Below are 19,976 nucleotides of genomic sequence, written 5' to 3'. Positions count from 1 at the left end.
TCGAAAGAAGGGAAATCACGGAGGTCGGGGAATCAGGCCCCGGGCCGGCGGCCCTGGATCAGGACGCGGGCGGGGAAATCAAGCGACGGCGGCGGTGCCTGGTCGACCTTGCCGATGCGACGCAGTGCATCGAGCACGGCCGCGTCGGCCTCCTCGTTGCCACTGCCACGCACCAGCTCGACCTTTTCCAGGCGACCATCGCTGGCCAGCCACACATTTACCTGCAGCTGGAACGCCAGGCGCTTGACCTTGTCGTCGCGCGAGATCGCCTGCTGCATCAGGTAGCCGAGGTAGCGCCCATAGGTGGCATTGCCGGCACCGCCACGACCGACGCCGGACGAACCGCCGCCGCTGCCGGACTGGATGCCGAAGTTGTCGCCACCGGCCTGCGCGTCGGCATTCATCGTCACCGGGTCGGTGTTGTCCGCGGTCGGCGTCGGCTCTTCGGCCGGCGTCGGCTGATCCAGCGGCTCCGGCTCGGGCATCGTCTCTTCCGGCGGCGTTTCCGGCTCCGGCGGTTTTTCCGGCGGCGGCGGGGGGGGCGGTGGCGGTGGCGGCAACGCCAGCATCGGCGGCTGCACCACCGGCCGACGGGTGCTGGCGGTGTCCCTGAACAGCAGCCACCACAGTGCGACACCGAGCACCAGCAACGCGACCAGCACCAGCGCGACGGTCACCAGCAACGAGCGACCACGCATGCCGGGCTCCGGCCGAGGGGGTTGATGGGCGGTCATGCCTCAGCCCTGCGCCTTGCCGGTGACCAGGCCCACCTGGGCCAGCTCCAGGCGCCGCAGCAGGTCCAGCACCTCGACCACCCGGGCATACTGCACCTGCGCGTCGCCGCGCACGATCACCGGGAAATCCGGCGTGGTCGCGCGTTCGGTACGCAGGCGGTCTTCCAGCTCGGCCATCGTCACCGGGTACGCATCCAGGAACACCTGGCCACTGGGGTCGATGGTGATCGCCTTGGTCTTGGGCTTCTCCAGCGCGACGCTGTTGCTGGCCTTCGGCAGGTTGACCTCGATGCCGGGGATGGAAGCGTTGCTGGTCAGGATGAAGATCACCAGCACCACCAGCAGCACATCGACGAAGGGCGTCACGTTGATGCCCTTCTCGCGCTTCTTGATGCCGAACTTCGCCTTCTGGCCCATGGCGCGCCCCTCAGCCCTGGACCGCGGCCGGGCCGCGCCCGTCCTGCTCTTCGGCCAGGCGCGCGGCGAACTCGTCGATGAACACCGCCATGTCCGCGCCGATCGCTTCGGCACGCGCGCCCAGGTAGTTGTAGCCGAACAGCGCCGGGATCGCGACGCCGAGGCCCGCGGCGGTACACAGCAGCGCCGCGGCCATGCCCGGTGCCACCGAGTTGATGTCCACCGCGCCGGCCATCGCCGCAACCACGAACACCAGCATGATGCCGATCACGGTGCCGAACAGGCCCACGTAGGGCGCGCCTTCGATGGTGGTCGACAGCCAGTTCATGCGCCGCGCCATCGCTTCCTGCTCGCGCACCATCACTGCATCCATCGAGGCGCGGATCGCCGCGATGGTGGCACCACTGAGGTAACCGCTGTTGCCATCGCGCTGGTGGCGTTGCTGCATTTCATCGATGGCCACCTGGTAGATGCGCCACAACGAGCCATCGTGCATGGCGGTCGGCGCCCTGCCCTGGCGGTCCATATCGGACAGGGTGCGAAGCGGTACGCCGGACAGCTTGCCGAAGCTCTCGGTGAACACCGCATTGGCCTTGCTGGTACGACCGAAGTGGCGGCTCTTGGCGATCATGATCGCCCACGACAGCAGCATCATCAGGCCAAGGATGGCGACCACCACCCAGGCATCGAACGGCATCGCCTTGAGGATGAAGGCGAAGTGGCTCTGCCCGGCGGACTGCTCGTCGGCGCCGTAGCTGACCAGGCGCGAGTCGGCGCCCTGAGCGGTGGCGTCGGCCAGCAGCAGCGCGGCCGGACGTGCCACCCGCGAAATGCGCAACTCGTCCAGGGCACCTTCGAAGTTGGCCAGCGGCTGCGCCGCGCCCGGCGCATCGGCGCCGACCACCGGCGCGGTGGCCAGCGCCGGCAGCTCGCCGCTCAGCTGGGCGACCACGCGGCCATTGAGGTACAACTGCAGTGCGCCCTTCTCTGCGGTCAGCGCCACATGCGCCCACTGCCCTTCCGGAACCGGCTGCGCCGGCGTGCTGCGCTGGCCATTGAGCTGCACGAACGGCACGCGGTTCTCGATGCCCAGCACCAGTTCGGAAGCACCATCGCGGCGGGCGTAGATGGCTTGAGCCGCATTGTTGCTGCCCGGCTTGATCCAGGCCGAAACGGTGAGCGGCGCGCCCGCTTCCTGCGCCAGCGACGCGCTGGCCGGCAGCGGCAGCGAGCCGGCGCCCAGCTGCACGCCGCGGCCGATCACCGCGCCTTCCGACGGCGGCACCACCGCACCGGCATTGTTGCCATAGGCGGTGGTGTCGCGTGCCGGCGCATTGGCCTCGGCAAAGTGATAGACCAGCGTGTAGTCCGGATCGAACACCTGCTGGCCGTTGCCGCTGGCCGGGGCTTTTTCATTGCCGTAGTACATCCAGATGGTCTGCGGCGCGGCGGCACTGACCGCCGGCAGGTCCACCCAGACCAGGGCCAGGCCCAGCGTGGGATCGAACTGCTCGATCTGGTGGGCCAGCACGGTACGGCCATCACCCGAGACGAAGCGAAGGTCGTTGCCCGCATCCTGGGTGCCGTCGAAGCCGAAGTTGCCGGTATGCAGCCGCAGCAGCAGTGGCGTGCGGCCCGGGTCACCGGCCAGGCCCGCGCCCTGCGGGCCCGCGTCTACGGTGATCGGCTTGCGGTATTTCCATTCGGCCTGCCACCAATTGGCATCGGCCGCAGCCGCAGGCAACGCAACCAGCGCGGCCAGCAGCAGCAATACTCGGGAAAGCAAACGGTCCATGCGAAGGGTCTCCGGAGAACGCATGTTCAAGGGAAGGGTCAGTAGCTGGTGCTGATGTTGAAATGCAGGCGCGGGTCATCCTTGCGCGTGACCGGGCCATCGGCATAAGGCCAGGCGTAGTCCAGGCGCAGTTGCAGGTGTTCACCCAGGCGCAGCTGCGCGCCCAGGCCGACCGAGGCCAGGTTGTACTTGTCACGCTGCTCGGGCAGCGGCCGGCGCAGGCGCAGGTAGGCCGCGTCGGCGAAGCTGTGGACACGCAGATCGGTGCCGCTCCACAGCGACCACGCCGGGGTGCGCCATTCCAGGCTGGCCAGGCCGCCGTAGTCGCCGATCGCCTCGGCCGACAGGTAGCCACGCACGGTGTACATGCCGCCAGCAGCGAACTGCTCGGCCGACACCAATGGCGCATCGGTTACCTGCAGCGAGCCACGCGCATACCACTGCCAGTCGCTGCTGAAGGTGTGGGTGTTGGCCACGTCGGCCTTGAAGGCCACGAAGCTCGGGTCAGCCCAGTAGCGCTTCTGCCCGAACGCGGTGGCGTCGCTGCCGTAACCGAACAGGCGGCGGGTACCGGCCACCAGCTGGGTGTTGATGCTCAGCTGATCCTGCTCGCCCTGGCGCACGCCGACGAAGGCCAGGGTGATCGGCGCATACTTCAACGGTGTCTTCAGGCTGTCCTTGCCCATCTGCGTGTCTTCCTCGGTGTCCTTGAAATCCACACCGAGACTGAGCTGGCGCCACCACTGGCTGCTGCCGGCAAGGCGGTAGATGAGCTTGAGGCCGATCGAATGGCCGTTGCCGATCACGTTGGTGCCGGTGCCGGTACCGACCTGCCCGCCTGCATTCAGCACGCGGCTGTCGGATCTGTAGCCGGAGGCTTCCAGGCTCCACGGCGTGCCTTCGAACGGCATCGTGTACGAGGCCGAGAACACCTTGGCCTGCTTTGTATCTTCCGGCGCCAGGTACACGCCGATGTTGGCGCTGTGCCCGCGCTTCCACAGGTTGTCGTAGGCCAGCGACGCACTCAGGCGCAGCTTCTCGGTGTCGGCACTGTGGTCGTTGTTGAGTGACGCGCTGGCACGCCACGGCGACTTCTCCTCGACCTGCAGGTCCACATCCATCGTGCCCGGCACCTGGCCTTCGCGCACCAGCGGCATCACCTGGCGACGCCCGCCTTCGTTCAGTGCGGTCAGTTCCTTCTGGGCCTGGTCGAAGTCCGGCACCTTGCCCTCGGCCAGTGCCGGTACGCGATCGCGTATGCGGTCGGGCGATTCGTGGCGGGTGCCGACCACGCGCAGCTGGCCGATCGGCGTCTGCTGCACCTTCAGCAGCACCACGCCGCCACTGACCTGCTGCTCGGGGAGTTCGACGTAGACCGACTGGTAGCCCGCCTGCTGGTACAGCGCGTGGACCGCATCGCGCGCCTTCTCGACATCGGCCAGGGTCCTGCCCGGGCCGAGGAACGGCTCTACCGCCCGTTCGATCTGACGCGGATCGAGCACGGTGTTGCCGCGCACGATGTATTCATTGATGTTCACGCTGGGCGCAGGCGCTGCCTCCTGCGCGAACAATGGCAGCGGCATCGCGGCCAGCGCCAGCACCAGCGGATGCAGGCGCAACGGAAAGCGGACGGCTCGGCACGGAACAGGAGTCATCGAAGGCATCGCGTCGTATCGGAGGGAGGGGCCAGGGAGCGGCGCGTGGGTCTACCAACAGGACGTGCACGTCGCGTCAAAACCGCCACCAGTTTTGTGACAGCACTGTCATCTTGTGACAGCGCCAGAGCACTCGCCGGCGTAGACTGCCCTCGCCACACGTCTTCATTGCAGAGCGTCGGTTGTTGCAGGAGATTCGCGATGAGTGAGCCATTGAAGGCGGGCCTTCGCCCTGCCCTCGCCCTTGCCTTGTTGCTGGCGTTGCCATCGGCCTGGGCCGGAGAGGCGAAGAAGCAGGACGGTGCTGCGCCGTGCATCGAAGTACAGGTCAACGGCGAGCGCATCCCCGCGTGGGAATGCCTGCAACGCAGGCTGGCGCCGGCGCCGAAATCGGCGAAGTCAGCGGCGCTGCCGGATGCCGAACGCCTGATGCGGCAGCCCGGCAACCAGCTGATGCAGTACAACCTGGAAGGCACGCGGCAACGCATGGGCGATGCCTTCGGGCGGTCCGTGGTACCGCAGCGTCCGGCGCGATGAACCCATGCATCTGCAGAGCCGAGCCCACGCCCGGCTGCGCCTGCACACCTTTCAACGGCCATGCAGAGGCAGCCGAGCGCGGGCTCGGCTCTACCGAGCGCCGCCCTGCGGAGCGGCCGGCACGATGCCATCGTTCGGCACCGGTGGCAGCGCGGGCACCGGCAGGCTGCGCGATTGCCCAGCCTGGTTCAGTTCCACCGCGTTGGCGCTGATGCTGGCCAGCACCGTACAGGGCCCCAGCCGCTGGCCGGGCGCGTAAGCCTCCGGCGGGCGTCCATCCACCGACAACAGGGCCAGGGGCGCGTGGTCACCCGCCATCACACCCAGCACGACCACCTCGGTCTGCACCGCACCGGGCGACAGCAGCCGCACCAGCGGCAGACTGGCCACCGCATCGAACAGCGGCCGCGCCGGCGCATCGGCATGCGCTTCGCTGGCCGCCGCCGCAGGCGCCACCGCAGACAGGGTGACGCTCCAATAGGCCACCACCGCCAGCAGCAGGGTGGCCGCCAGCAGGGTCAACATCCGATTGCGATCCCAGCGCCTGCCATCCATGTTCCGCACCATCGCCACGTTCGTGTCCGCCCACGCTAGCAGCCGCCGCTGACGCTTTTGTTTCATCATGCGGGCCTACGCTGGCAGGCATCGACCTGGACAGGAGGCAACGTCGATGCAGCACGTGCCGCGTGGTTTCACCCTGCTGGAACTGATGGTGGTGCTGGTGATCATCGGCATCTGCACGGCGGGCATCGGCCTGGGCCTGGGCAGCCTGCTCGACCCCGCGCGCCAGCTGCGGCAGGAGGCCGAACGACTGGCGCAGCGCCTGCAGGTGGCGCGCGACGAGGCCCGCATCGATGGCCGCCCCCTGCGCTGGCAGGCCGACGCCGCCGGCTACCGGTTCAGCAGGCGCGAAGGCACCCGCTGGGTGGACGTGCAACGCGACGACCTGCTGCGCCCACAGCCATGGCAACCGGCCGGCATCGTGGTGCAGCCGGCCACCCCGGTTGAACTGAGCCCGGAGTGGATCGGCGTGGCATGGGAACTGACGTTGTCGTTGCAGGGCCGCCAGCTGCGTCTTCGTGACGATGGCAGCGGACAGTTGCAGGTCGTGCAGTGAAGCGGAACATGCGCGGATTCACCTTGATCGAAGTGCTGATCGCACTGGCGATCGTTTCGATTGCGCTGGCTGCGGTCATGCGCTCGGTCGCGGTGGCCACCGACGATCAGTCACGCCTGCGCGACCGTCGCTTGGCGCTGTTGTGCGCGCAGGACCGCTGGCAGGAGCTGCGCCTGGCCGGGCAGCCGCCGCAGGATGCACGGCTGCGCTGCGTGCAGGGGCGAAGCAGTTTCCTGGTGCTGCAGCATATCGGCACGGGGAGTGACGGACAGCCGCAACTGGAACTCAGCGTGGCTGCCGAAGATGCACCGCGGCAGTCGCTGGCGCGGATGCAGCTGCCGTGGACCGCGGCGCAATGAAGCGTACCGCAGCAGGCTTCACCCTTATCGAGGTGATGATCGCGATCACCATCATGGGCGTGCTGGCGCTGATCTGCTGGCGAGCGCTCGACAGCGTGGCCAGCAGCGACCAGCGCCTGCGCCGGGCCGATGCCGAGACCACGACGGCACTACGCGTGCTGCAGCAGTTCCAGCGCGATATCGAGATGCGTGCCGACGATGCGCTGATGAACGGCGCGGTGCGCCCGGCGGATCGTCCGCAGCGACTGCTGCCGCCTTCGCTGGTGAGCGAACGGTACCCGGATGGCAGCTTTGCGCTGGAAATCACCCGCAGCGTCGACAGTGATGGGCTGCGCTGGCAGCGGGTGCGCTGGTGGCGGCAAGGCAACACGCTATGGCGCGCCAGCGGTACGGCGACGGACCGCTATCCCCTGCCCGCACCGGTTCCTTCGGAAGGCATTGCAGTGGCAAAGGATGTGCAGCGGTTCGAGGTGCGCGCCTGGCAACCCGGGGCCGGCTGGGCGATGCTGCCGAGCGAGGGCGAGGTGCTGCCGGCCACCGGGCTGGAACTGCGGCTGGGCCTGCGTGACGGGCGTGGACCGCTGGGCTACCGGCGCGTGCTGGAGCTTTAGGATTCCTCCCAGGCAAAGCATCCACGCATGGCGTGGATCTACTGCCGAGCGGCTTCTACTGCCCGGCCTGCCCTGGTGGGTGCCGACCGTTGGTCGGCACTGAGGCTGGCCCAGCCATCCACGCATGGCGCGGATCTACTGCCGAGCCCGCCGCCGGGCGCGCTCCTGCACCCGGCGGCGCCGTGTCGGTGGTCCTCACCGCTGATGGCCGCTCCCTGCCCTCCGTGCCATCCTGGCTGGGGCCGCTTCCGTTCCGTGGCGGCTGGCCCGGTCGCATCCACGCATGGCGTGGATCTACTGCCGACCTTGGTGGGCAGCAACATGTGCCGACCAAGGTCCGCACCTACCGGCGCTGCGTGCCCTCGTCGCGACTTGCCTGCGGGAACTGGAAGGCACTGTTGGCGTCATAGCCGCTGTTGGCAGTGTTGCCACGCGCCGGCGGATTGATGGCGCTGGTGCCACTGCCGAAGCCGAGGATCTGCACGCTGATCACCGACGGCTGGTTGCGCCGTGCCTCGTCCTGGCTCTTGCGCATCACATCCTGTGCCGCCTGGCTGGCGCTGTTGGCTGCCGCACTGGCCGAGGCCAGCGCATTGACGTTCACCGATGCCAGCACCGGCAGGCCCTTGCTCTCGCCCTGCACCTGGATGTTGGCCGCGTTGAGCACCTGCAGTGCGGCCAGGTTGATGTTGCCCGAGACGCGGATACCGGCCTCGCCCGCATCGATGGTGCCAAGCGGTGCGATCAGGTCGACGTCCCCCGGCGGTACTTCGGCAATGGGGTTCAAGGTCGCGATGCCGGCACCGCTGGCCGGGGCCTGCGGCGACAGGATCACATTGCCCCAGCCGTCATAGACGCGGCGCGGTGGCGTGTACAGCAACGTCGTCTGCGAACCGCGACCGGCATTGATGTCACCCTGCTCCGACCACGCCAGGATGTCGCCGCCGAACGTGGTCATCACCCGCGACAGGCCCAGCAGCACGCTGTCCTGGCTGAACAGGCGGATATCGCCCTGCCCCTGGGTGACAAGGCCGGCGCTGGCAGGTGGCACCACGCCCTGCACACCGATCACGATCTGCCCACCCGGTGCCATCAGCTCGATGTTGCCGCCCGCCTCGGTACGCACGCCGGAGCCACCGTACATCACGATGTCGCCGGTACGGTCGATCGTCGCACCGGCCGCATTCCTGTCCGGCATCAGCGTGGCGATGGCTTCGCGCCCACGCAGGTAGGAGCCGAAGCGGGGCCCTTCTGCATCGGTATATTCCCTTCCACCTTCGCGCAGCTCGGCGTAATAGACCTGGCGCAGGAAGATGCGCTGCTGTTCCTGCGGCAACGCATCGAACGCAGCCAGCGCCGCGTCGCCATCGGCGGCCATGCCGAAGCGTTGCTGCAGCCACTGCTTCAGCTCCTGGTTGTAGACCTTGACTGCCTTGCCCGGCTGCGATGAAAGCGATTGCGCGGGATCGGCAAGGTTGACTGGGTCCAGATAACGGGCACGCAGGGCCGCGAAGTCGATCTGCTGGTTGCCGGCCGTCAGCGCGATGCTGGCGCCGGGACGGGTGTCGCCCTGCACGATGCCACCGAGGCTGACGATGCTGCCCGCATCCTCCTGGCGCAGCTGGCGGCCGGCACTGATCTCGGTGTTGCCGGGGCCAGCGATGGTCGCGTTCAGATGCACGATGTCGCGGCCTGCCGCCGCCACCGTGATGTCGGTGGGCGCGGTGTTCAACGCGGTCATCGACACCCCGAGGATGTCCCGGCCTGCCCGCAGTTGCACGGCGCCGGCGGCCTCGAACCAGTTCAGCTGCGTGCGCTGCCCCGCGTTGACATTCAGCGTGCGCTGGGCGCCGGTGGCCAGACCCATGATGTCGCCCTGCACCGCGTAGAAGCGGCTCGGCGCCAGTGCCGCAGACACAGTGGACAGCGGCGTATTCGGACCGAATGCGAACAGTGGAAGCGACCCCGCCGGCGATGCCGTGTTGCCGTCGACGGACAGGTTGTGCCGCGTGCGGGTCACATTGCCTGCGGAATCCCCCTGCTCGGCCATGAATGCCGGGTCGAAGGGTCCCGGCAGGCGCGCGTCACTGGCCGAGCGCGCGATCTGGGTCGCGCCAGGCTGGGCGAAGATGCCTCCACCGGCCAGAACGTCCAGCCGTCCTGTCGCCGAGGGTGCCAGCAGGATCACATCCTGCGTCCCCGGCGTGGTGCTGATCCGGTCCAGCTTGATGTCACCCTGCGCAGCAATCGCGCTGAGGCGCGAAGGATAGAGCCAGTAATTCAGCAGATCATCACCGCCACGCACAACAAGCTGGACCTGCTCGCGCCACAGATTGCTGCCCGTCACGTTTTCCGGCCCGGCGAGGCCTGGCGCGAGGTCACCACCGGCACTGAACAGATCCACGGCCGTGTTGGCGGTCCACAGGGAGAACCACGTACTGCCTGCAGCGTGCGCGCCATCATCCTGCAGCACCGCGCTGTAGTTGGCCAGCGGAACCCGGCCGGCATCGGCGACGCCGCCGAGCACCACATCGCCCCGCGCCTGCAGCTGCGCGGCGGCATCGCCCAGCACCAGCACCGGCCCGCCCATCGCGCGGGCGGCGTCAGGCGCAAACAGGTCTGCCGCCCGCTGCTTACCCAGCGTCGCGTAGCTTTCCAGGGTGACGCCCATTGCACCGATGCGCCCCGCATCGAGCTGCAGGCTCCCACGCAGGTTGCTGAAGGTACCGTTGAGGTCGAGATTCTGTCCCGCCCTGGAGGGGTTGAGGCTGGAGATCGTCGCCTGCAGGTTCGGATTCAGCGCGCCACCGATACGCAGCTGCAGGTCGCCGCCGCCGGTCAGGTGCAGCTGGCCATCGCTGACCCGGCCGGTCGATCCCACCGCAGCAATGATCGCACCCGAGCGCGGTGCGATCGTCGACACCAACGCGTCACCTATCGCATCGCGCACGCCGGCGTCACGCCCGGCCTCCAGCGTCAGGTTGCCCCCGCCCAATGTGCCGAAGCCGGTGAAACCAACCATCCGTGGAGAAGCGCCGGCGGCAGCGGACACGTTGGTGTAGGCGCCAAAGTTCACCCACCAGCTGGTCGGCACCGGCTCGACCCCAGTGGTGCCGCCGGTACCCTGCCGCCACAGCCAGTTGCCGACCGCGGCACTGGAGTACAGCGCCCAGTCGCGATCGCTGCTGCCCGACTCTGCGCGCGCGGTCCAGGCATCGCCGACGATATCGCGTCCGGCTTCGACGCGCAGGTTGCCACCATGATCCGGATACCAGGCCTGGTAGCCTGCCATCGCGGCGTCATAGCTGCCCGGCACCAGGTTCGGCCCCAGCACTGCGGTGTTCCAAGGGGCCGCTGCACGGGGCGAATTGAAGGCAGCGTCGCGGCCCCTACCCAGCGCGGCGGGAGTGCCGGCGGTGTAGACGCCAAAGCCTGACTTCATCACGACGTCACCGGCCGCGAGCAGTTCCATGTCGCCCCTGCCGGTGCGCAGTACGCTCCACGCCGGCGTGCCTGCGCGCTTGCCGTAAGTGGTCACTTCGGTCTGCGTGCCGCCGCCGGCGCAGTAGGTGGGCGCGGTGCTGCAGAACTCGTCTTCGGTCATGCCAAACATCGCGGCGAAGTCCTTCGCAGGAGTGCCTGCGTAGGACTCGTCGCCCCAGTAATCCAGCGAGCCCTGCGCGGCCACCTGGCGGGGTGCCGGCCCGCAGTAGTCGGCCGACATCGCGCAGAACTCGTCTTCGGTGAAGCCGAACATGTCGGCCAGGTCCGCGATCGGACGGCCTGCATAGGAGGTGTCGCCGATCCAGTCCAACGATGCCTGCTCGGTCAACGCGCGATCCCCCACCCAGATGATTTCCGTCTTGACCGTGCCGATCGAGCCCTGGTGGGTATCGGCCAGCACCACGCTGCCTTCGCTGCCCCAGCGCCGGCTGCGTGGGTCGGCTGCCCCGGCATCGGCACCGGCAACAACGGTCAGGTCCCAGGAGGTGGTGCCCTCGGCCAGCATCGGCGCCAGCGCCCAGTTGCGCCCCTGGTTGCCGCCGGCATCGGCCGGCCTCAGATTCAGCGGCGCGTCGCCGGGCAGCTCCACCTTGGTCAACGACGGGATGTACGCGCCCACCTTGAGCGCGACTTCGCGTGCCAGGCGCAGCGCAACCGGCAGCACCGCGCCGGCGGGCCACTCCTGTGCCGCCATCTGTACCGCACTGCGCAGGCGGAAGCCGGCCCCCAGCCGCGCACCGGCCGCCAGCATCAGCGGCTCCTGCAGCACGGTGCCCGCGGCCAGCGTCTGCCCGGAGTCGGTGGTCACCGCCGCACCCAGCACCGTGCCTGCAGGCAGCCGCAGGTTCTGCGAGATCACCATCGGCGCGGGCAGCACGGTACCGACCGGAAGCGTTACCGATTCGACCGGCACGTCATAGTTCAGGCGGGTGCCGGCCTGAAACTCGGTGCCGGGCTGCAGCTTCACTCCGTCCACCGGCACCACCAGCCCACCGCCAAAGGGGGTGTGCCCCGCGCTGCCATTGCGACCCTCGTACAGCTGCCAGCCGCCCTCATCCGGCGTGGACGGCGGCGGTGCGAACCCATCGTTGATGCTGCCGTAGACGTTGATGTTGCCTTCGGCGCGCAGCACCAGCGAGGCCGATTCGCCGAAGCCACGCCGCGATGGATCGGCGCGGTTGGCATCGGGGCCATAACGGTAGCCGGACAGATCGATGTCGCCGGCGATGGTCAGGTCGCCGTCCGGGTTGGCGTCGCTGCGCCGCGCCAGCACCTGCACGCCGGGACGAAGGCGCACATCGCCCAGCGCCCGCGTGCGCTGCTGCAGATCCGCGTTGCCCAGCGCACCATCGATCCAGGCCACGCTGTGCGGATCGACCACCTGGTCCAGCCACTGCTGGGTGACCAGCTGCGCGCGGTTGCCGCGCACGTCAGCGGTGGTTGCCAGGGGCGCATCGTCGTAGCGGCGAACACCATTGAGCTGGATGTCGGCCGCGCCATCGATGCGCAGGCCGGTGGCCGCGGCAATCGCCGCGTCGTTGCTGCCCAGCCGCGGCACATCGATCTTCAGCGTGCCGCGCGGGGTGCCATCGTTCTGGCCAGGACGTCCACCAACGGCAACGTCGCTGCCCGCACGCAGGTCCAGCTGCGCCGCGCTGCCCAGGCCGACGGCACCTTCGGCGCTGCCCAGCGTGATGATGGCCCGGTTGGGACTGTCGATGATCTTGCCATGGCTGTCCACGCGCAGGCCGGTACCGTGCGCGTCCAGCGTGCCGTCCACCTGCAACTGATCGCGGGCGTACAGGCGGATGCTGCCGACCTGCTCGCCGCTGGCATCGATGCGGCCGGCCACGGTCAGGCTGCCCGCATCGACGCTGATGTCGACCCGGCGCGCCTTCACTTCGTCGCCGATCCGCAGATCGCCCTCACCGATCTGGAAGCTGCGACCGCCGACGACGCCGCCGGCAGTCAATCGCTGGTTGAGGCCGGCGAAGTCCTGCAGCTGGCGTGCCCGCACCACCAGTTCGCCACCGTCGTAGGGCACCAGCGTGCCACCGGCATCGTAGCGACCAGTGGCGGCACCCTGCAGAACACCGGCCAGATCGGCTCGGCCGGCCATTGCGGTGACCGTCAGGCGTCCGCCGCGGTTGTTGCGTGCGGAAACATCGATGCGGGAGGCAGCATCGGCGCGGATGTCACCCGTGTCGCTGGACAGCAGGACATCGCCGCCCCAGCTGAACTTGTCCACGTCGTACAGCGAGACCTTGCGTCCGGCCAGATCCAACTCGGCCCGGCTGCCAAGCGTGATGCCCTGGCGTGCGTTCGCCGACAGCCGTCCGGACGCCAGCGCGACCGTGCTGTCCAGCGCGATCCGGTTGGCGTCGATGCTCAACTCACTGCCCAGTGCATCGCCACCCGTCTTGCCGGCGCCCCCCTGCAGGCGGAAGTCGCCGCCGGTGCGTACGCGCAGCTGCGCGGCGGGATCGGCGGCCAACAGCGGTGTATCGATACCCAGGTTGCCTCCGCTGTGCTGCCACCCCTTGTCGGCCAGATAGTCGCCACGCTGCTGGAATACGTCCAGCGTGCCCTGCGCGGAGAACGACAGCTGCTCCGAAGCCCTCAGGTTCAGCGCACTGAAGCCGAGCACCTGCCGGTTCGCAGGTACTTCAGAGCTGGGACGGCTGAATGGCGCCCGCCCCAGCTGCAGCTGCCGGGTGACGATGTCCAGTTGCCCGGCCCCGAGCCGGTCCACCATCGGCTCGGCCGGCGGCACCGTCGCGTCGCTGCCCGGCGCCTGGCCCGCCGCCAATGAGCCGTCCCAGACCAGCGTGTCCACCAGGATGCGCGCGCGGTCGGTCGCCGCACCGTAGCCGCGGATGGCCTGCGCACCGAGCACAAGCGTCTGCAGGCCACTGCGGCCGGTGGCACTGTCGCGCGCATCCAGGTCGACGCTGCCGAACACGTTGACAGACTCCCGCGCGACCAGACTCAACGTGTCCAGCGCCGGCGCGCCGGTCGCATCATTGCCGCGCAGCAGTTGTTGCAGCACGGACTGGTTCATGGTCATGCCACTGGGCAGCGCCCCGGCCGCAGCGGCCTGGGCGATCGCTTCGGCACTGCCGAGGTTCAGCGCCGCCATGCTCAGGCCGAGCTGGCGGGTGCCATAGCTGGCCGAGTCGCGCATCTGCAGCGCGCCATCGGTCGCTACCGCGATGCTGCCATCGGAAACCAGCCGCGTCTGGCCGTCGCACGCCGCCTGGCATCCGCCGATGTCGATCGCCACCGGACCGGCCTCCACCCCGGTGGTGCCGGTGATCAGGTTCAGGCGCTGGTTGGACACCGCCAGCAGGCCGCCGGAGACCTGGTAAGGCAGGGTCGCGCTGGCATTCGCGTTGGCGGATGCGAACGGCAGTGTATCGAGGGTCGCACCGGCCTCGACCAGCACGCCGCTGCCACCGGAGGCCGCTGCCACCAGCACTTCCGGTGCGTTCAAGGTGACGCCGGAACGGATCGCCACGCTGCGCGCCTGGCCGGTCACCGCAACCTGCGAGGCCTCCTGGTTGAACTGCCCGCCGATCATCATCCGCGCCGGCAGGAAGGCATTGAGCGCGTCGTCGCTGAAGGTGGCGCCGCGATCACGCGCCTGCGATGGCGCGCTGCCATCGACGATCTCCAGCGAACCGACCGCCGGGCTCGCCAACGTGGCTGCCAGCGTGCCACCACGCCCCTTGTCGGTGGCAGCCGCGAACCGCGCGGTGCCGGCGAAGTGGATGGCAGGCGTGTCTGCACGACCTGCACCTTCGCCCAGCGCAAGGGTCAACCCGAGCGCATCGATGGTCTGCCAGCCACGCGACTCGCCGCGGCGGTCAGCTACCGATTGCGCGAAGCTGTTGTAGGAGGTTTCGTTGTAGCCCGAGTGCCGGCGTACCACTGCCGCGGGAGTCAGCAGGATGTCGGTGAGCAACGGCGAGATTGCCGCGCCCAGCGCCGTGCGCTGCTGCCCGGACACACGCCAGGTGCCGGTGCCGGTCGCAATCGGTTGCACGATGCCGGAGGTGCCGGTGGCGCCCAGCTCCACCCGGAATGCGCCGGGCTGCAGCGCATAGCTTGCCGGCATCAGCGTGTAGGTGCCGGCCGCCAGGCCGGGCACGCCAGCCGGCACGGTGATCTGCTGGCCCACCGCCGGAGCTGCGAACCCTTCTTCGCCACTGGGGGCGAACGCCCCGGCGCGTCCCGGTACGATCGCGTACACCGGGTTGCCCGACGCACTGAACCCGTAGCGCGGGTTGGCGTCGGCCAACGCCGTTCGCCGGACGTCGACAGAGCCACCGCGTCCTGACACGAAGGCGGCGCCGGTCAGCTCACCACCGCCGGACATGTCCAGCAGGGCCCCCGGCGCCACCTCGATCTCGTTGGCCTTCAGTGCCACCCCCATCGAGGAGATACCGGCCGGCGTCAGCGAACCCAGGCTGCGCGTACCGACCCGCCAGTCAACACCATCGACGGTGCCACCATAGGGCAGCGACAAGCCGGCGCCACTGGTCGAGGTTACGCTGCCTGGCAGCAGTTCCACCCGGCTGCCGACGGTTCCGTTCTGGATCAGGCCACCCAGCTGCAGCGTGCCCATCGGCGCCTGTACGTTGCCGCCCTGCTGCACCGTGGCGGCCACCAGGCGAAGCGTACCCAGCGCCGATTCCGGCGCCGGCTTCGTGGCCGCACCGGTGCCGTGGATGCGCAGCACGGCATCCGGATCGGACCAGTAATCAGCGGTCTGCACGGTCTGCGCCGACGCGCCGGCCACCAGCGTGCCGACCGCGCCTGTGGTGGGATACAGGCGCGCAGCGGTCACGTCCATCGAACCAGCCGTCATCAACGCGCTGGTGTTGCCACTGCTGGCAATGCCGTTGGTCAGGCGCACGTCACTGCGGCTTTCCAGCGCCACATGCTTGAAACCCGGCAGCCAGGTGACGTCGCGGATGTCGATCAGCCCGGCCTGCACCGCCAGCGCGTGATCTTCCGGCCCGTACGAAGCGACCGCGGCGGTGCCCTGCAGGTTCTCGCCCGGCATCTGGCGCCAGCGTGCCTGCGCCAGGCGAACGTAGGGCGCACTCAGTCGCAGCCCCGACGATGGCCCGGCATCCACGGCCATGCCCAGGCTCGAAGTACCCTGGCCGTGGATGCGCAGGCTCTGGGCCAGGCGCAGGTCGACGTCGCCGACCGCGCGGATGTCACCGAACACGGACAGATTGTCGAAACCGCCAGCCTGCAGCTGCTCGACCGACAACGCGGCGTGGCCATACTCCAATGTGGTCGGCAGTGGCTGCCCCGGCGCGCTGTGCTGGCTGAGGGTGATCGCACGTGACCGCAGTACCTCCTCGCTGGCGCCACGTGCATGGATGCTGCCGCCAAAGGCCAGCCCCAGGGTGCCGCCGCGTGCGCCGGCACCGCCGGCGGCCGCATCCATCCCGCCGTCCAGGTACAGCGCATTGGCCGAGCGCAGCACGATCTGCCCGCCATCGCTGTCCACGCGCACGCGGCCCTGGCCGTCGACGTCCAGCTCGGCCGACGCACCCCGCGCCTGCAGGCGCGCACCGCGTTCGACCACCACGAAGGCTTCCGGTGGTCGGTTGTCGACGAACGCTGTGGTCTCCCAGTCCAGCGCCCCGCCAATCTCGATGCGTCCACCCGCGCGCACCTGCCCGCGCAGACGGCCGCTGGAATCGGGCAGCGAAATCGCGTCTGCATCGGCATCCAGCAGCGCGCCTTCGGCGAAACGCCAGGTGCGTTCGGTGCGCTGCCCGGCGTACAGCGCGTTCTCCGGGCGCACATCGTCGATCAGGATGCGTCCGCCCTTCGCGCGCAGCGTGCCTTCAACATCGATGTTGCCCGCACCAAGCAGCGAGATCGTCTGCCCTGGATCGACCGCCACCAGTGCATCCTTGCCGACCCGCAGGTCACCGCCCACGCTGTTGCGCTCCGAACGCAGGCTGATGCTCGCACCCGCGCGCTGGCTGACGCGCCCGCTCGACGGATCGGCGCTGTACAGCGGCGCGTCCCACGCCGCCAGTGCGGACGCCCGGTCGGTCGCCATCGGCGCGTCCTGGGTCAGGCGCAGGCCTGGCAGGGCAGCGACCAGCCGCGCGCCATCGGCCACCTCCACGCCGTGGTGGCCATTGATGTCGTACTGCGCGAAGCCACTGCCGAACAGGCCGGGGTCCAGTCGCAGCGACGCGCCCGCCAGGTCCGCATCGCCCACCCGCACCTGGCCACCGGTACCCAGCGAGAAAGAACCACCGCCCTGTCCTCGACCACTGAACCGGCTTCCCTCACCCAGTTGCACCCGGCCACTGCCGTCGGTCGTCACCGTACTGCTGTTCGCCTGCAGGCTGACGCTGCCGCCTTTGCCGATATGGGCCTTGCCGCGCAGGTCCAGCGCAGCACCGGCCTCGACGTCAACCGTTGCCTTGGCGCCCACGGCCACGTCATGACTGTTGCCCAGGCTCAGGCGGCCGCCATCCGTCCAGGCACCGCTCGCGTCGCGCGGCATCGCCAGTGAGGCGTTGCTCCATTCGCCGGAGAGATCGATCCGCGTGCCGTCGGCAATGACGGTGCGGGCGCGGCCATCGTGCAGCAGCGCCGTCGGCCGGCCCTGGACATCCAGCAGGTTGCCCGCCGACAACTGGCCGCCGGCAATGCCGATGTCGCCTGCCAGCTCCACCTCGCTGCCGGTCAGGTTGAGCTGCCCGCCGGCCTGAAGCCGAAGGCTGCTGTCGATGCGGATGCGATCGGCGGTCGCCAGGTCGATCCGCCCCCACTGCTGGGCACTCAGCTCTGCGATATCCAGCCACACCGTGTCACGCAGCTCCTCGTTGACCGGAGCCGCCAGCGACCACGCCGTCTTCGTCGGAGCCTTGTCACCCAGGCGCACATCCGAGCCGAACACACCACTGCGGCCCTGGCCGTCGTAGCGCCCCAGGTACAACTGCGCATTGCGCGCGACCGCCGTCTGCGCCTGTGCATAGCCATCCAGCGCGGCATCCGGCCTGCGGTTCTGCTGCGCGCTCTGGAAGGTGGCAGTCTCAACCTTTCCATCCAGCACCGCGGTCGGTGCGGAGACGATCAGCCGTCCTGCATCGCGTCCGACCGTGTACCCGTTATCGACCCGCTGCGCCGCGAATACGATCGGATCACGGAAGGTCTCGGTGATGCCCCAGCGTTCCTGCTTCACTTCATGGCCGCTGTACAGGCCATCGAACAGCATCTCCGCTGGCGCCTCATCAAGACGGTAGACCTGGCCATCAACGCCGCGCACCCAGCTCTGCCGGACCACGCCGCTCTGCACATCCAGGCTGCCGCCGGCAAGGTTGATGCGTGAGCCACCCTGCGTGATCACTTCCCTGCCGCCCAGCAGGACGGTGCCTCCCTGCGCAGCCCATTCGCCGATCGAGTGCCCCTGGTTGTCGAGGTAGCCCCCCACTTCCAGCAGGCCGCCTGCGGCGTACCAGCGCTCACCCTCGTAGCCCCCGGTACCGGCCGGAACGTGGACCAGCCTGCGGCGGTCGACCCAGACTTCGCTGCTGGTCAGCTTGCCGCTGTCGCGGTTGTCCAGGGCATCGCGCAGTTCGTTGCCCTGCACCTTGACCTGGACATTGTTGCTCTCCATCGACACCCGCACGCCCACTGCGCCGGACACGTCCACGCGCGCGGCATCGTCCACGTAGCTACGGGCCGCCGCATCGGCGATGATCTGGCCGCCCGTGGCAACCGTCAGCGAATCCGCGCTGAAATGGATGTTGCCACCCGAGACGATCTCCACCCGCGACTGGTCCCGGCGATCATTGTGCTGGGACAGATTGTCGAAGGTTGCCGAACGCGCGCCAGCGCGGATCGCGTCCTGCTCGGCCGATTCCTTGATTAGGGCGTCGCGCTGCGTATCCAGCACCGTGGTCTTGCCATCGTCCTCGATCAGCACCGCCGTGGTGGCTCCGTCAGCAAGCGTGACGCTGCTGCCTGCATCACTGGCCGAGGCCAGAAGATGCACGGTGCCGCGCTGTGCAAGCGTGGTGCTGGCCACGGCCACACCGGCCTGCTCGACGCTGCGTCCGGCCAGGGTCACGTCACCCTCGAGTGCGCGCAGCAGGCCGGTATTGCGCACGCTGCCAGCCGTGCTGCCAGCGATGAAGCGCGGCGCGATTTCATTGCCGCGGGTGGTGGAACTGGTGTTGGTGGCCGTACCCACGCCGCGCCGGATCACGAAACTGTCACCTGCTGCGAGCTGCACCTGGCCCTTGCGCGCTTCGATCTGGCCAGCATTGTCCACGCTGTGCCCGGCCAGCAGCACGTAGCCACCGCCGCGCGTCGCACTGGTCGGCTCATGGGTCGCGATGCGGGCGCCCCGCTCCACCATCACCTTGCCGAATGCATCGCTGAGCGCGCTGCTGCTGGCGTCGGGGCTGTACAGGCCGTTGTCGCGGAACTGCGCATCGCTGATCCGTGCTGCAGCCGCCAGCAGATTGCGTACATTGACCTGGCTGTTGTTGCCGAACACCACGCCGTTGCGGTTGGCCACGAACACCGTGCCACTGGCCTTCAGCTGGCCCAGGATGTGGCTGGGCCGCGCCTGCGGATCGTTGACGCGGTTCAGTACGGCCCAGTCAGGGTTCTGCAGGAAATTCAGCGTGGTGTTGCCGCCGATGTTGAAGGTCTCCCAGTTCAGGATCGCCTTGTCCGCGGTCTGCTCGACCGTGACCTGCACCCTCCCGTCGCTGCCCTGCGACTGGATCGCGTCGCGCGCATTGAGCCAGCCACGGGTCAGCGGGTTCTGGTCGACGCTCAGGCCGTCCTTGCCGAGGCCATCGGCAACGATGAAGCCAGCCTCGCGGCGCGCCTGCCGGGCCTGTTCCTGCAGGCGCTGCTGCAGGGCAATCGCCTGCGCCGCAGTGCCAAGATTGTCGATCGACTGCTGCAGCTTCTGCCGTGCCGCATCCTGCTGCTGGGCCGGCAACTGGAACTGGATCGGCACGCCGTTGGGCATCCGGCCACTCTGTGCCGCGCTGCCCTGGGCCGCGCCCCGTTCGGCGAACCAGCCCGGACTGAACGCCTGCTGCGCCTGGCTGGCCGGGGCCACCATGCTCCCCAGTGCGACCGCGATGGCCCACGCCATCGGATGATTGCGGCGCATCGACGCGGCCGGATGAACAGCGGACGGGAGCGGGTGCGACATCGGAACCTCATCAACCTGGTGGGC

Annotated in this window: 10 protein-coding genes; 4 read left to right on the top strand and 6 right to left on the bottom strand. The window is 68.9% G+C overall.

Annotated elements, in window-relative coordinates:
• Positions 1 to 32 precede the first annotated feature (32 nt).
• The 4 genes from VG566_RS00475 to VG566_RS00460 are packed head-to-tail and all read right to left on the bottom strand — an operon-like array spanning position 33 to position 4,601.
• Positions 33 to 698, bottom strand: a complete 666-nt coding sequence (locus VG566_RS00475; RefSeq protein ID WP_049413907.1) for a cell envelope integrity protein TolA — start codon at positions 696 to 698, stop codon at positions 33 to 35.
• Between the two features lie 39 nt (positions 699 to 737).
• The gene (locus VG566_RS00470) at positions 738 to 1,151 is read right to left on the bottom strand and encodes an ExbD/TolR family protein (RefSeq protein WP_005409874.1); all 414 of its coding nucleotides are present in this window, start codon (positions 1,149 to 1,151) and stop codon (positions 738 to 740) included.
• 10 nt (positions 1,152 to 1,161) lie between these two features.
• The gene (locus VG566_RS00465) at positions 1,162 to 2,946 is read right to left on the bottom strand and encodes a MotA/TolQ/ExbB proton channel family protein (protein ID WP_241883960.1); all 1,785 of its coding nucleotides are present in this window, start codon (positions 2,944 to 2,946) and stop codon (positions 1,162 to 1,164) included.
• A 38-nt stretch (positions 2,947 to 2,984) separates the two neighbouring features.
• The gene (locus VG566_RS00460; RefSeq protein ID WP_241883961.1) at positions 2,985 to 4,601 is read right to left on the bottom strand and encodes a ShlB/FhaC/HecB family hemolysin secretion/activation protein; all 1,617 of its coding nucleotides are present in this window, start codon (positions 4,599 to 4,601) and stop codon (positions 2,985 to 2,987) included.
• 201 nt (positions 4,602 to 4,802) lie between these two features.
• Between VG566_RS00460 and VG566_RS00455 the strand changes: the two genes are divergently transcribed.
• The gene (locus tag VG566_RS00455; protein WP_014647358.1) at positions 4,803 to 5,138 is read left to right on the top strand and encodes a hypothetical protein; all 336 of its coding nucleotides are present in this window, start codon (positions 4,803 to 4,805) and stop codon (positions 5,136 to 5,138) included.
• Between the two features lie 90 nt (positions 5,139 to 5,228).
• On the opposite strand, the gene VG566_RS00450 is transcribed toward VG566_RS00455, so the two are convergent.
• Positions 5,229 to 5,705, bottom strand: coding sequence for a general secretion pathway protein (locus VG566_RS00450; protein WP_014647359.1), 477 nt, complete (start codon positions 5,703 to 5,705; stop codon positions 5,229 to 5,231).
• A gap of 103 nt (positions 5,706 to 5,808) precedes the next feature.
• On the opposite strand from VG566_RS00450, the gene gspH reads away from it, so the two are divergent.
• Genes gspH through VG566_RS00435 form a run of 3 tightly spaced genes read left to right on the top strand, consistent with a single transcriptional unit; the run spans position 5,809 to position 7,225 of the window.
• On the top strand, positions 5,809 to 6,255 hold the full coding sequence (gene gspH, locus VG566_RS00445; protein ID WP_053495043.1) for a type II secretion system minor pseudopilin GspH: 447 nt from the start codon (positions 5,809 to 5,811) through the stop codon (positions 6,253 to 6,255).
• A gap of 8 nt (positions 6,256 to 6,263) precedes the next feature.
• Positions 6,264 to 6,614: a type II secretion system minor pseudopilin GspI gene (gene gspI / locus VG566_RS00440; RefSeq protein ID WP_153643303.1), complete on the top strand. Its 351-nt coding sequence runs from the start codon at positions 6,264 to 6,266 to the stop codon at positions 6,612 to 6,614.
• A complete protein-coding gene (locus VG566_RS00435) occupies positions 6,611 to 7,225 on the top strand; it encodes a prepilin-type N-terminal cleavage/methylation domain-containing protein (protein ID WP_075075774.1) in 615 nt (204 codons plus the stop codon). The genes gspI and VG566_RS00435 overlap by 4 nt, the downstream gene beginning before the upstream one ends.
• A gap of 343 nt (positions 7,226 to 7,568) precedes the next feature.
• Here VG566_RS00435 and VG566_RS00430 read toward each other — a convergent pair whose 3' ends face one another.
• A complete protein-coding gene (locus tag VG566_RS00430) occupies positions 7,569 to 19,952 on the bottom strand; it encodes a filamentous haemagglutinin family protein (RefSeq protein ID WP_423172640.1) in 12,384 nt (4,127 codons plus the stop codon).
• Positions 19,953 to 19,976: the final 24 nt, after the last annotated feature.

This window comes from Stenotrophomonas sp. CASM114, assembly GCF_049384325.1.
Taxonomy (GTDB): Bacteria; Pseudomonadota; Gammaproteobacteria; order Xanthomonadales; family Xanthomonadaceae; genus Stenotrophomonas; species Stenotrophomonas muris.
The sequence above is the reverse complement of the archived record's forward strand: the minus strand, read 5'-3'. Positions and strand labels throughout refer to the sequence as shown.